The following is a 13,025-nucleotide window of genomic DNA, read 5'->3' as shown; positions in this document are numbered from 1 at the left end:
GGCGGCTCGGTGACGGCGGGCGAACGGCGAGGCCGATGAGAAATGTGGCGCCTGCCACACAGGCGGGCAGGGTATCGGCTGGGATCGCCTTCGCCGTGGTAGCGCGCGTTATGATCGTCCGATACCCGGGGGAACCGATTTGAAACGCCTGAGCATCATCTTGCCCGCGAAAAACGAAGCGGCGGCGCTTGCCCGTCTGCTGCCGGTGCTGCGCACCGCGCAGCCGGACGCGGAAATCATCGTGGTCGACGACGGCTCGACCGATGACACGCAGGCCATCTGCGCAGCCAACGCGGTCGACTGCCTGTCCTCGCCCTATTCGATGGGCAATGGCGCGGCGATCAAGCGTGGCGCGCGGGCAGCCAAGGGCGAATGGCTGGTGTTCATGGACGGCGACGGCCAGCACGACCCGGCCGATATCGACCGCCTGCTGGCCAAGCTTCAGGAAGGCTACGACATGGCCATCGGTGCGCGCGACTGGGGCAGCCAGGCTGGCGTGGGCCGTGGCCTGGCCAACACCTTCTACAACTGGCTGGCTACCCGCATGACCGGCCACGCCGTGCTCGACCTCACCTCGGGCTTCCGTGCCGTGCGTGCGGAGAAGTTCCGCGAGTTCCTGTACCTGTTGCCCAACGGCTTTTCGTACCCCACCACCAGCACCATGGCCTTCTTCCGCAGCGCCTACCCGGTTGCCTACGTGCCGATCAAGGCCGCCCAACGCGTGGGCAAGAGCCACATCCGGCCGCTGAGGGACGGGCTGAGGTTCCTGCTGATCATCTTCAAGATCGCCACGCTGTACTCGCCGTTGAAACTGTTCGCGCCGGCGAGCGTGATCTTTTTTCTTCTGGGATGCGCCAACTACCTGTGGACGTACTTCCATTTTGGCCGCCTGACCAACGGAAGCACGCTGCTTTGGAGCGCGGCTGTGATCATATTTCTGATCGGCCTGATTTCCGAGCAGATCACCGCCCTGACGTATCGCAGAGATGACTGATCGTGCCCGGATCTTCATCGTCGGAACGCGTGCTCAACTGATCAAGGTGGCGCCGGTCATTGTCGCGTGCGAGCGAATGGAGCTGCCGCTGACCCTGCTGATGACGGGCCAACATCAGGAGACCATGCTGGACCTCATCGAAGAGTTTGGTATCCGGTCCCGCCCCGAACCTGTCTTGCCGGTATCCGAGCGGGCCACCGTGCTCTCGCTGGTGCGCTGGTTACCGCAGGCCTACCTGGCATTGGCCCGGCGCCTGAAACAACTGAAGGCGACCGGCACCGAGCTGGATGTCCTCGTGCACGGAGACACGCTCTCGACGCTCATAGGGGCCGTTGCCGGCCGTCGTTGCCGTGCGCGGCTGGTGCATCTGGAGAGCGGATTGACGTCGGGCCGCTTGTTCGACCCGTTCCCGGAAGAAATATGCCGGCGCATCGTCTTTCGAATGACCGACCTGGCGATGTGCCCCAATGCCGAAGCGGCGTCGTACATGCGCAAGCACCATCGTCGGGCCAGGGTGGTGGACACCGGCGGCAATACCATCATCGATGCGGTAGAGCTGACCGGCGCTGCTTCCGTGCGACCCGACGCGGACGAACCCTACGTGGTGGCATCGCTGCACCGGTTCCAGAATCTTTATGACGGGGCTCGTTTGCGTGCATTGGTGGCTTTGATCGAGCAGGTGTCGGCCGTACTCAAGGTGTACTTCGTCCTGCATCCGGCCACCCGCAAGCGCTTGCGGGCCGAGGGATTGGACGAGCGCCTCAAGGCCACCCCGGGCGTGGCCTTGTCGCCTCGCCTCGGTTATGGAGCATTTCTGCGCCTGGCTGCCGGCGCAGCCTGTGTGCTGACCGATGGCGGCTCCAACCAGGAGGAACTGGCAGCGCTCGGCGTGCCCACCATCGTGATGCGCGAGCGCACCGAGCGGCCGGATGGATTGGGTGCAAACGCGTTGATGGAGGCGGACGTTCCCGGCGGCGTGCTGGCCTTCCTGCAGTCCGCCGGCCACCGCGCATTGAGACGCCCGGCGAACCTGTCGGAAGGTCCAGGGCCTTCCGCTCGAATCGCTGCCGAGCTGATCGCCCAGTCGCGGGCGCCGGATTGCTGAGCGCGGTGCGCCCATGGACGCCACGGAAATCATCGAGGTAAGTGATCCACGCCGGCTGGTCGCAAGGCCGGCGGTAAGCGTATTGATGCTTGCCTACAACCACGGTAGCTGTGTTGCCGAGGCGATCGAAGGGGTGCTTGCGCAACGTTGCAGCTTTCCCTTTGAGCTGATCATCGGGGAAGACGCCTCCCCAGATAACACGCTTGAGATCGCGCTGGACTATCAGGCGCGCTTTCCGGACATCGTCCGTGTCATACGTTCACGAGCCAACGTCGGCATGCTGGCCAATGCCAGGCGCATATTCGACAGGAGCCGTGGCGAGTTTGTCGCCTATTGCGAAGGCGATGATTTTTGGTGCGCGACCGACAAATTGCAGCGTCAGGTGCAAATGATGCAGACCGACGCGGGTATCGGCGTCGTACACACGGACTGGGTCAAGTCCCGATACGTGCAGGGACGCTGGCGCGTCGATTGGAAACGCACGGCGCACCGACGTGTGCCGCGCCATTATCTGGAAGGAAACCTCTTCGCGACGTTTTTCAATCCGAAGATTTTGCGGACGTGTACCCGGCTCGCGCGCCGCGAAGTTGTTGCGGCGTGTCTTGATTCGTCGCTCGGACAGACGCCCTACGGGTTCGGCGATACCGTTCTTGCGGCCTTCACCACGGCATCGTGGCGGGTCGGCTATCTCGCCGACGTCACCGCGGTATATCGCATAAGCCCGCGTTCCGCATTGCGCTCGGGCGTCGCGGCCCGCGTTCGTTTCCTCCGTTCTGCGTTACGGTTCGATACGGATGCCCGGGCTCATTTCGCCGGCCGAGCCGACTACCCGGAGGCGTATCGCTGGGAGCTCGCAGTGGGACTGCTCCTTTGGGGTATCCGCGCGCGCGACTTCACCGCCTGCCGCGACGCACTCGGTGATCTCCGCGCGCATTTCACTCCGGCCGGCTTTGTCCGGCAAGGCTGGAAGGCGTTGCTCATGCGTCTGCCCGGCATACATGACGTACATGATCACGCCCGGGACCGCGCGGCGTGAGATTGCAACTACCCCGGGTTCCTGTGGGGGCCCTAGGGCGCGGCACGTTGATCAGCACTTTCGGGCTGGTAACGCGAGCGGTGTTACAGGCGGGTTATCTGGTCATCCTCTCGCGCTGGCTGGGAGCCGAAGGCTACGGTCTCTTCGCCGGCTCGGTGGCTGCGACCGTCGTCTTCGCTCCGCTGGCTACCGGCGGCATGGGCCTGGTTTTTACCGAGCGGCTGATGAAGCGGTCGGGCGACCCAAAGCAACTATGGTCGCGGGTTGCCACACAATCCGCACTGTCCGGCCTCGTCGTCGCATTGGTGGTGCTGGCACTCGCGGCACTTTTCCTGCCCGTCCGGTTGCCGATGCTGGATATGGCACTGCTGGCCGCGGCGGAGTTGCTGGCGCTGCCGCTCGTCTATACGTCTACGGCGGCGTTACTGGCTCAGGGACGCGTTGGGCTGGCCACGATCTCCGTAATCATCGTGCCCCTGTCGCGGCTCCTGGGCGCAATCGGCTTGCTGCTGGCGAGTGCGGGACCAAGCGTGCCCATGCTGGTGGTGACCCATTGCCTGGGCACGTTCGTGGCGTCGACCTGGGCTGTGGCTTTCACGAAGACGGCGGCGGGTGCGTTCGCCGCAGGCGAGCCGGCTGATGGCGCTCCCGGCAGATGGATGCTGGCTCGCGAAGGTGCTCCTTATGCGCTGGGGGCCTGGGCAGGGACATCCTATGCCGAAGTCGACAAGGTGTTGATTCTTCAGTTGCTCGGCGCCGGTCCCGCCGGTGTCTACACTGCCGCCTACCGAGTGGTTTCGGTATTGGTGCTGCCGATCAACGCCTTGCTGAGCAATGCGCTGCCGCGCCTGTTTGCAGCCCGGTTCTCAGGAGACTTCTTTCGGGTAGTGCGCGCCGTCGTGTTTGCCGCGATGGGCTATTCCGTGCTGGGTGCCGCGGCGGCAGGTGTCTTCGCGACGCTCATGCCGGTGGTTTTCGGCGCGGACTATGCCGGCTCGTCCCGCTACGTCCTGTTGCTGTCGGCCTGGGTGCCGCTTGCTGCTTTGCACCTGACCGGGGCCAATGCCCTGCTCGCGGCAGGAGGCAAATACCTTCGCATGGCAATCGAGGTGGGTGGCCTGCTGGTCGTCGTGCTCGTGACCGTATGGCTTGCACCTCGAATAGGTGGTGAGGGCGCCGTTGCCGGGTTGCTCACGGCCGAAGCGCTCATGGCGATCGGTTGCTGGGCTTTTACTTTGCGGCGGACGGCGCAGACGCGCCACGGTTGAATCATGCCGGCGCTTGCCCCGGGCCACCGTCCGCATCGACCGCATAGAACACGGATTCCCAGCTCACAGGGGTGTGGTGGCCGAAAAAAATCCGGTAATTCGGATTCAGTTCGCGTATCCGCATCGGGAGCACCCAGAGGTCCTCTGGCTTGTGGTAACCGGAAATAGCCAGTCTCGGACGCATCTCGGAGATGATGCCGGCGGCGCCATCGATCGCTTCCCGTTCCTGGCCCTCGATATCCATTTTGATGAAGTCCACTTTGTGGCGGTGGGACGCCGCATAGTCGTCCAGCCGTGTGCAGGCAAAGTCGGCAGTGCTGATGGCTCCGGGAATGATGCGGCCCTGCGCGGCGAGTGGCGCACGCGCTGCGTGCGTCTGGTCGCCGACGGCCAGTGTGTTCACGTGCAATGTGTGCGCGATTGCCGGATTGAGGCTGGCCTGAAGCTCGCAGAAGCGGGCATGCAGTGGCATCGGGTCGAACAGGTGGACCTCTCCCGCAGGTGCGACCATCGCAGCGAAAAGAAGAGACACCTCACCGATGCAGGCGCCGCAGTCATAGACGATCTCGCCTGTCCTGGGTGAAACGTCGAGGCCGCCACGGCGCACCAGATACTGCCGGTAACTGTTGATGAGACGTAGCTGTATCGCGCGCGTGATGACCTTGAACGGCTCCGCGGTGGGACGGTCCAGGCGCGCCTGGAACACTCTGAGGGGTACGCCGAGGTAGTCCCGTGGGAAGCCGCTCTCCGCGAACGGTTCGTCCGATATCACCTGCAGCAGGTCATCGAAGTCGATCCGGGGAAAGTAGAAGTTTCTGTGGCCGGTCATCCGCAGCACCAGTACGCTGTCGAAGAGCAGCCGGCTCAGGTCGTCCGCCAGCAGCGATCGGGTCTCCCACAAGGGTTCTGCATTGGTTCTGAGCCAGGGGACCGAGACCGGTGGGTCAGGCCTCATGCCCATCCGGAACAACAGGTGTTTGGCCGCCAGGCGCACGCGCGGCAACCGGCCGCTGGGGCTGGACTCGTAGGCTTTCCACTCGAACTCGGGATCCTTGCGCCGGGCACGACCGGCCCTATGGTGGAAATCCGCCTGCCAGCTCAGGCTGTCCAGCCAATGCGTACGTTCTTGTTCGCTCATGATGCTCGCGGTTTCCCGTCATCGGATTCCGATGGCGCCTATGTCCTCGGCTGCGCGTCAACCGATCAGTATTGACGGCATCCGTTCTTTGAAGTGCCTGGCCGAAACCTCATGTGACCAGGAATCTCTCCAGCGCGGTGTTCCTCAGTTCGCCAACCACTTCGCGCTCGATCCCTGGGTCCAGCTTGGTTTCGATTCTGCCTTCCACCTTTTTTCGGTACACGCCATAGGGATCGCCGTCGTCGCGGGAGGTCGATTCCTGGACAAAGCGATCGGTCTGAGCGTTTCCGGCTATGCCGCAGAAACCGAACAGTTCCTCCACTGCGGTCTTGGTGGTTTCTACCAAGCGCTCATACTGCACGATCCTGAAGCGTTCCGGGTATTGCCCGGAGAGATGGAGGAAGAGGGCACATAGCTCCTTCCACCTTTCAAAGCCGTACCAGTTCTCCGCGAGCCCATTGTTCTTGAGTCGGGCATGACGCCATTCGCGCTGCGGCGACCATGCAGAGTCGAATTCCCTCGGCGCCTGGAACCACGACGCGAGCACCGATCGCGGGTCACGCACCACGCCGATGGCTTTCAACTGTGGTGAAAGATGCATCAAATGAGGAAGGAGGTGATGAAACCGCACTTCTTTGTAGACGAGATGGGACGCGCTCGATTTCTGGAACGTGGGGTTCTTGTTCGCCAGACTTGCGCTTCCCGACTGGAGAAGGAAGTCGTCCTGGCTGGACATGAGGTCCGAGAAAAAGGCCTCCAGCTCTTCTTTGGTCGCGTTCTCTCCAATGCGGCCACGGAACGCATAGGAAAAAAATGGCTGGTATCGATAGGCAACGTCCGGAGCGCTGTTGAAAATCTGGCCCAGCCAGCTCGTTCCCGAGCGTGGCGCTCCATGGATTGCGACGATATGGGGCGTTTCGGTCATCCTGCGACGAGCTCGAACTCTTCCATGTGCCTTGCGCAACCGCGCGCGCCTTCCTGCATCAGCCAATCGATGATCGACAGATGCTGATAACCATCGCGCAGGGGCGCAGGCGGGGTCGTGGTCCGCAGGAAAGACAGAGTCAGATCGCGATCCCGGAATGTCGCATGGTCGTAAAGGTCGACGCCTCCGGGCGGGTTTATGTAATGGGTGGCACCAAGCCGCTGGCAGATATCGACTACTCTCTGTTGCCCCTTGAGGCCCGGCGTTTGCTCCAGTTCGGATGAAAAGACGAAGTCGCCCCTCGCGCCGAGCGTCCTTGCTATCCGGACAAGCAGGTTGGCGTTGAAGATGGACACGTTACGGTCCTCGGACTCCATGAGCTCACAAACCAGAGGAAAGGCTTCATGAAAGTGTGGCGCTTTCGAATAGCAGGCCGCAATCAGGGCGAGCAATGGCTCGTCCGCACCTGATTCCCGAGGGAGGTAGGTACGGTCCTTGATCGCCGTATCGAGGGGCGCCTTCTTGACAGGCATCGTAAGCCACTTTGCAACGTTCCCGAGACGGACCAGGTTGCGGTTGATCCATCCGCCCTTGATGTATTGGACGTCATCAAAAAAGACCAACTTGTCCACTGCGGCCATCAGCTGGAAATAGCCGATGTAGGGAAAAAAGTACGGCTGAAGAATACCTACCTTCATGTTCGTACCGCGCGGATGACCTTGCCGATGGTTTCGATGGCGCGTTCGGGCAGGTTCATGCCGGTGGGCAGCACGACTATGCGCGCCGCGATGTCCTCGCTTTGCGGCAGCAGTAGACCCGCGTGAGGAAAGAGGTCGCGGTAGGGCTTCATTTTGTGGCAGCCGGGCCAGAAATACTTGCGGGCGAGGATGTTCTCGGCTTGCAGTGCCGCCACGATCGCATCGCGGCCACCCGGGAAATCGTCGCCCACCTCAAGGACCACATATTGGTAGTTGGGGTCATCGAGTTCGTTGTAATCGATCACCCGGATCCCGTCGACGCCGGACAAGGCCTCGCGATAAGCGTGGTAGCAACGACGGTTTGCCTCGACGAACCCTGGCATGGCATCGAGATTCACCAGTCCCATGGCTGCGTTGATTTCCGGCAGTTTGCCGTTGGTGCCTGGGTGGACCACGTTGTCATAGCCGGCGAACCCGAAGTTGCGCATCAGCTTCATGGTTTCGGCCAGCTCGTCGTCGTTCGTGAGGACAGCCCCACCCTCGAACGTGTTGAAGACCTTGGTCGCGTGGAAGCTGAGCACTTCGCACGCGCCGAAACCGCCGATCTTCCGACCCTGATGGCTGCAGTCAAAAGCGTGGGCAGCGTCAAACATCAGCTTGAGGCCGTGCTCGTCCGCAATCGCCTGCAGCGCCTCGACAGGGGCCGGGCGGCCCCACAAATGCACCCCGATGATGCCGGTGGTGCGGGGAGTAATCATGCGGCGTACCGCTTGCGGGTCGAGGTTGTGCGTGACTGGATCGATGTCGGCAAAGACGGGAGTTATGCCTTGCCAGTAGAGCGCGTGCGCAGTAGCGACAAAGGTATAGCTTGGGACGATGACTTCGCCTTCCAGCCCCATTGCCCGAATGGCGATCTCCAGAGCGATGGTGCCATTGCACATCGCGATGCAATGGCGCACCCGATGTCGTTCGGCAATGCGCGATTCCAGCTCGCGGACCAATGGTCCGTTGTTGGTGAGCCAGCGCTCGTCTAGGATCTTGTTGGCCAGTTCGAGGAAGCGCGCGCGGTCACCGGTGTTCGGTCGACCGACGTGGAGGGGTTCGTCGAAGGCCGGAGGCGCGCCGTTGATTGCCAGGTCTGCGGATCGTTCGATGTGTTTGACGTTCAAAGTGATCGATTCCGGCGAATGGGGACGCATTCAATGATAAGCAGGTAGCCGAGCCGTCAGTTCGGCGATGACAGGATCCAGCGATCCACCCACGTTCAGATGGCGCAGGACGTCGATCTGTTGCCGTACCTCATCCAGGCGGCCCAGTACCAGCGCCTGCCGAGCCAGCGTGACGTGGTAGACCGGAACGGCGGGATCGGCCGCGCTGGCCGCCTTGGCCATGCGAATGCCAAGTTCGCGGTCCCCGAGCACATTCCAGGCATAGTCGCCGTAGTTTGCCAGCAGCCGAGCGCTCGGCTTGGGATGCGACAACGCAGCAAGGAAGGCTTCGAGCATGCGCTGCTTCGATAGATCGCACAGCCCTTCCCGTTGGCATTGCGTCAGTGCGGCAAGCGAACTTTCGTCCTGTACTCCCGGCTTGCGCGCTTTGAGCTTGCCGATCAGGCTGTCCCACCACGCGTCGGCAATGGGCCGGTGTATGCGCGCGTTGAAGAAGATCAGGGCCTGCTCGGACAGGATCGAGCTGTCCGGCAGCTTCATGGCCCGTTCCAGCGGCGCATAGGCCATGCGGGTAAAGACCGAATCCGGGTCGTAGTGCGAATAGATGATGTACGCGCGCCCCAGTTCGTACTGGGCGCGAGGGGAGTCCGGAGCACGGCCAGCCAGATCCTGCGCCAGCCGCAACGGGTTGCCCCAGGCGTAGGCGGTCATCGCCGTTTGCGCAGCCCAGAACAGCATGAGGCCCCCGAGTGCCACGTAGCGCGGCAGCGACATGGGCAGGGGGTGATGGATGCTGGCCGGTAACGTGGACGGGGCTTCTGTCGAGGTTTGCTGCGCGGGCGCCGCCAGCCAGGGAACTACTGCGAGCAGCAGGCCGAAACTGGCGAAGTAATTGCGATGCTCGTAGATCAGCTCGAGCGGCAGGATGGTGCCGGTCAGCAGATGGCAGCCCAGGTAGAGCGCAAGGCCGAGGGCAACCAGCGGACGACGCTTGCGCTGAAACCAGATGGTAGCGACCAGTCCTGCAAGAAACGCGATACTGGCGAGCGTGGACCAAGGGGCGAGCAAGCCGGTAGAGACGCGGAAATCGTCGTGATAGAACGACAGCGCCTCGGGGTTGGGCAGCAGCGTCCATGCGACGTAGTCGGCAACGATGCGCGCCTCGCTCAACAGGCGGGTGCCAAGCGTGAAATCGCGAGTCGCCCATGTGGAAGCCCTGAGCAATCCCGGCGCCAGCCAGGCCAGGCCGACCAGCAGGGGCAGCGCAAGCACGAGTGCGAACAGCGCCTGGAGCCCGCGGTGCTTCTTTCCTCCGTTGTGTACCCCGTTGGCTGAGCCGAAGCGGAAGACGATCCACTCGATCAGGAAGGCGTACAGCGGCAACATCACCGCTGTTTCCTTGGCAAGCAAGCCGATGGCTGTCGCTACCAGCAGGCTGGCAATGCACAACCAGATGCCGCGCTGGCCCGCCATCATGCGTTGCCGACCTTTGACGTATCCGATCAGGCCGGCCAGCACAAACAGGTTGGCCAGGCTCTCCATGCGCTGGACGATGTAGAGCACGGCAGTGAGGTTGATTGGGAGCACCATCCAGCCCATGGCAATGAGAGCCGCCACCATCCGGGTTCGATCGGCGCGTCCGGGGCCGGCTCCAGGCAATGCGCGGATCAGTGCGGCCGCCAGCAGATAAACCAGCAGCCCGTTGGCAAGGTGGATGGCGAGGTTGGTCAGCTTCCAGCCGAGGGGGGCCAGGCCAGTCGCCAGGTAGTTGGCGGCGAAACTCAGCGAGGCCAGCGGTCGCTTGAACTCGCTCGCAGGCGAAGACAGCGCGGCACGAACGAGGCTGGACAGGTGTGCGTCGGTAATGTGCAGGTTGTTGTTGTCGACGATGTTGGGGTAGTCGTCGAACAGGAATGCACCAGACAAACCAGGCAGGTAGATTCCGATGCACACAGCGCATGCAATCGCCATCAGCCATGGGCTGAAGTCACACAGGCGGAAAGAGCGGCTCATTCGGAAAAGGCGCGTTTGTCGTGGAGGTCCTGTTGCAGTGTATCCCGCAGCCGGGCCATTTCCTTGGACCAGTACTCCTGCCCGGCGAGCAAGCGCGCGTGCAGTCGTGCCATGCTGATGCCGGTTGCCTCCGGCGCTGGCGGAAGGGATTCAAAATAGGCCAGGTGGGCGAGCCCCTGGGCGGGAAAGCCGGAAGAGCCGAGTTCGGCCGCCTGGCTCAAGGCCAGGCTCTCCCGGGGCTGCTGGCGAAGTCCTGCATTGAACAGCGCCAGCGCCCGGTCAGGGTCGTCTCGCTCGATCGCAATGCGGCCGCGCAGGTAGTCGATATCCTGCTGACGCCCCGGATTGTCGGCCAGCCGAGGGTTTTGCTGGGCGGCCAAAAGCAACCTTTCGATCTGCGCCAGGTCCAGCGAGGCGCACCGGCTGCTGCTGGTGGCCTGCCTTATGGCGCGCTCGAACCAGGTGGCGAGCAGGCTGCCGCTATCCCGGGCGGTGGCCAATGCGTGTTCGGCGACGGCAAGCGTTGTGCGATCGAGATCACCCGCGGTGCAGCGGGCAGCCACCAGATTCAATGCCAGTTGGAGTTCGCCCGGAGCGCGTTTGAGTGCCGGTTCCAGGCGATTGATCGCGCGCTCGGGATGGCCGGCCGCAAGTTCGGCCTGTGCCGCGAACGCCTGGGCTCGTGCAGAAGTCGGGTTCAGGCGCGCCCACAGCAGCGCCTGGTCATGTGTGTTGCCCCAGAGATTGGCCCGCGACCAGGTCATCGCCAGCAGGCCGGCGAGGATGCCCCCCGCCAACACGTGTTTGAGCAAGCGCCAGGATGTGCGGCCCGGCTTGCCAGGAGCGGCCGACGCGAGGCCGGTCTTTCCGGCTTGAGCGCTGGCGAATGCCAGGGGTGCATCGCATAGCCACAATGCCAGCGGCCAGAACATGAGCAGGGAGGGCAGGTAGTTACGGTGTTCGAAGAACAGTTCCAGCGCGATGGTGCTCGATTCCATCGACTGGCCGACAAAATAGAAAAGCACGGCTGCCGCAAAAGTCGGCCAGCGTCGCCTGCCGCGCCATGCGCCGGCGATCAACCCAAGCACGAGGGCGATCGACGGCAGCGTGGTCCAGGGGTGCAGCAGCGAGGTCGACGCCTTCACCTGGTCATTGAACAGACCCGCGGTGAACGGAGTCGGCAACCAGAGCATGTGCAGGTAGGTGAGCAGAACCCGCGGCTCGGTGAGCAGCCTTTGACCCAATGTCCAGGGGCGTGCGTCGGAGATGCCGTTGGTCAGGCCTTTATAGCCTGCAAACACCAGATAGGCGGCGACGATTGCCGCCGGCAGCCAGCCGAACACGGCCATGGCACGGGCATATGCCCGGGGTGGCGGGTTTCGTCGTGCCGCGCGCTCGCAGGGACGCACCAGAGCGAGTTCCAGCGTCAGCGCCAGCACGGGTAGCAGGATGCCATTGGCTTTGCTCAGGACGGCCAAGGTCGTGCAGGCGCCCAGCCCGGCCGTAACCCAGGCCAGGCCGCGCCATGGCTTGCCCTCTGACATCTGCTGGCGACCGCGAAGCCACGCCAGCAGCCCGAGCAGGGTGAACGTGGCAGGGAGCATCGCTTCGCGCTGGACGATGTAGAGCGTCGTCGAGACCAGCAGCGGGTGCGCCATCCAGATGCCCGCGCCGAGGGCTGCCGCCCAATCGGTACGTTGCCGGTTTCGCCCCGATCCTTCGTCCAGGAAACCGCCCAGGCGCCGCAGAAGAAAGAAAAGCAGCAGGCCGTTCGCCAGATGGAGCGCGAGATTGGTGCGCTTGAACGCGCGAGGATCGGCAGGCCAGTTGCGCGCGTCCATCAGGAACGACAACAGCGCCAGCGGCCGCCCTGTCGGGTCTGCAGTGCCTGAGGTGATATAGCGCCAGAAGGTGTCCCAGTGGGTAACGGGACCGGTCTCGCCCAGCGCAGGAAGGTTGGCGAAATCGTCGAACAGGAAACCGCCGTTCAGGCCCTGGTGATAGGCGAGCGCGGTCAGGCAGGCGATGCAGCCGATGGCCAGCAAGGTAGCGGAGCGGAAATGTCGCATCATCGTCCATCGCCAAAAAAGAAGGGCCGCGCAACGGCGGCCCTTCCAGGTATTACACGCGTCGAGGAGTTACTGGCGGCAGGAGGCCGGCAGGTACTTGTCCTTGACGTAGGTGCCGTCGCCCTTGCAGTGCCATTCCACCGAGCCGGCGTGGGTGACCGGGGAAAGGGTCAGGGTCGAAGCCGCGTTCTTGATGGCCTTGTTGGCCTTGTCGCCGTTGTAGAAGGCGACGATCTTGCCATCGGCAACGCCGCCAGCGGCGCTGGTGCCATCGGTCGTGCCGACGCCGACGCCGCTCACGTACTGGCCGTTGATGCTGGCGGCCTTCGACAGACCCGCCGAGGAGTTCGACTTGGGCAGACGACCGGTATTGGTATAGAACTCGGCCACGGCGGTCTTGGCGCCGTCAGCCAGCGACATGCCTTCGGACACCTGCGTGCGGATCACGTAGTCCTGGTAGGCCGGGATCGCGATGGCCGCCAGGATGGCGATGATGGCGATCACGATCATCAGTTCGATGAGGGTGAAGCCCTTCTGGATGCTCTTCTTCATGATGGTTCCTCGTTATTGCTGGTTAGCTAACCGTTTTTGATGCCCCCTGAGCCCCGGT

At 63.1% G+C, this 13,025-nt stretch carries 11 protein-coding genes; 4 read left to right on the top strand and 7 right to left on the bottom strand.

The features are described 5' to 3' along the window. Positions 1–139: 139 nt before the first annotated feature. From ACFWZ3_RS07260 to ACFWZ3_RS07245, 4 genes are read left to right on the top strand one after another with little or no spacing between them, the layout of a single operon-like run. Positions 140–994 (top strand): glycosyltransferase family 2 protein, encoded by an 855-nt coding sequence (locus ACFWZ3_RS07260; protein ID WP_439707065.1) that lies wholly within the window; start codon positions 140–142, stop codon positions 992–994. Beyond that, positions 987–2,099, top strand: a complete 1,113-nt coding sequence (locus ACFWZ3_RS07255) for a UDP-N-acetylglucosamine 2-epimerase (protein WP_439707064.1) — start codon at positions 987–989, stop codon at positions 2,097–2,099. Before ACFWZ3_RS07260 ends, ACFWZ3_RS07255 begins: the two co-directional genes overlap by 8 nt. A gap of 13 nt (positions 2,100–2,112) precedes the next feature. Next, on the top strand, positions 2,113–3,135 hold the full coding sequence (locus ACFWZ3_RS07250; RefSeq protein ID WP_439707063.1) for a glycosyltransferase family 2 protein: 1,023 nt from the start codon (positions 2,113–2,115) through the stop codon (positions 3,133–3,135). Beyond that, the gene (locus tag ACFWZ3_RS07245) at positions 3,132–4,403 is read left to right on the top strand and encodes a lipopolysaccharide biosynthesis protein (protein WP_439707062.1); all 1,272 of its coding nucleotides are present in this window, start codon (positions 3,132–3,134) and stop codon (positions 4,401–4,403) included. Before ACFWZ3_RS07250 ends, ACFWZ3_RS07245 begins: the two co-directional genes overlap by 4 nt. Position 4,404: 1 nt before the next feature. Here the strand turns inward: ACFWZ3_RS07245 and ACFWZ3_RS07240 are convergent, their stop codons facing one another. The 7 genes from ACFWZ3_RS07240 to ACFWZ3_RS07210 form a co-directional block, all read right to left on the bottom strand. Continuing rightward, entirely contained in the window at positions 4,405–5,541 is a 1,137-nt protein-coding gene (locus tag ACFWZ3_RS07240) for an FkbM family methyltransferase (RefSeq protein ID WP_439707061.1), read from the bottom strand. 109 nt (positions 5,542–5,650) lie between these two features. After that, positions 5,651–6,466, bottom strand: coding sequence for a sulfotransferase (locus ACFWZ3_RS07235; RefSeq protein ID WP_439707060.1), 816 nt, complete (start codon positions 6,464–6,466; stop codon positions 5,651–5,653). Beyond that, positions 6,463–7,164, bottom strand: coding sequence for a WbqC family protein (locus ACFWZ3_RS07230; protein WP_439707059.1), 702 nt, complete (start codon positions 7,162–7,164; stop codon positions 6,463–6,465). Before ACFWZ3_RS07230 ends, ACFWZ3_RS07235 begins: the two co-directional genes overlap by 4 nt. After that, positions 7,161–8,333 carry a DegT/DnrJ/EryC1/StrS family aminotransferase gene (locus ACFWZ3_RS07225; RefSeq protein ID WP_439707058.1) on the bottom strand — a complete coding sequence of 391 codons (1,173 nt, stop codon included), beginning with the start codon at positions 8,331–8,333 and terminating at the stop codon, positions 7,161–7,163. The genes ACFWZ3_RS07230 and ACFWZ3_RS07225 overlap by 4 nt, the downstream gene beginning before the upstream one ends. 30 nt (positions 8,334–8,363) lie before the next feature. Then, positions 8,364–10,346, bottom strand: a complete 1,983-nt coding sequence (locus ACFWZ3_RS07220; protein ID WP_439707057.1) for a hypothetical protein — start codon at positions 10,344–10,346, stop codon at positions 8,364–8,366. After that, positions 10,343–12,418: a tetratricopeptide repeat protein gene (locus tag ACFWZ3_RS07215; protein WP_439707056.1), complete on the bottom strand. Its 2,076-nt coding sequence runs from the start codon at positions 12,416–12,418 to the stop codon at positions 10,343–10,345. The genes ACFWZ3_RS07220 and ACFWZ3_RS07215 overlap by 4 nt, the downstream gene beginning before the upstream one ends. A gap of 66 nt (positions 12,419–12,484) precedes the next feature. Then, entirely contained in the window at positions 12,485–12,967 is a 483-nt protein-coding gene (locus ACFWZ3_RS07210) for a pilin (protein WP_439707055.1), read from the bottom strand. Positions 12,968–13,025 lie beyond the last annotated feature (58 nt).

Origin of the sequence: Frateuria sp. GZRR35 (assembly GCF_051900415.1) — a bacterium.
Classification (GTDB): domain Bacteria; phylum Pseudomonadota; class Gammaproteobacteria; order Xanthomonadales; family Rhodanobacteraceae; genus Frateuria_A.
This window is presented reverse-complemented; position numbering and strand designations above follow the sequence as displayed.

What these genes read in the sequence shown, in the direction of transcription:
- ACFWZ3_RS07255 (WP_439707064.1), top strand. Translation starts at nt 987, where the DNA reads ATGACTGATCGTGCCCGGATCTTCATCGTCGGAACGCGTGCTCAACTG.
- ACFWZ3_RS07250 (WP_439707063.1), top strand. Translation starts at nt 2,113, where the DNA reads ATGGACGCCACGGAAATCATCGAGGTAAGTGATCCACGCCGGCTGGTC.
- ACFWZ3_RS07240 (WP_439707061.1), bottom strand. Translation starts at nt 5,541, where the DNA reads ATGAGCGAACAAGAACGTACGCATTGGCTGGACAGCCTGAGCTGGCAG.
- ACFWZ3_RS07235 (WP_439707060.1), bottom strand. Translation starts at nt 6,466, where the DNA reads ATGACCGAAACGCCCCATATCGTCGCAATCCATGGAGCGCCACGCTCG.
- ACFWZ3_RS07230 (WP_439707059.1), bottom strand. Translation starts at nt 7,164, where the DNA reads ATGAAGGTAGGTATTCTTCAGCCGTACTTTTTTCCCTACATCGGCTAT.
- ACFWZ3_RS07220 (WP_439707057.1), bottom strand. Translation starts at nt 10,346, where the DNA reads ATGAGCCGCTCTTTCCGCCTGTGTGACTTCAGCCCATGGCTGATGGCG.
- ACFWZ3_RS07215 (WP_439707056.1), bottom strand. Translation starts at nt 12,418, where the DNA reads ATGATGCGACATTTCCGCTCCGCTACCTTGCTGGCCATCGGCTGCATC.
- ACFWZ3_RS07210 (WP_439707055.1), bottom strand. Translation starts at nt 12,967, where the DNA reads ATGAAGAAGAGCATCCAGAAGGGCTTCACCCTCATCGAACTGATGATC.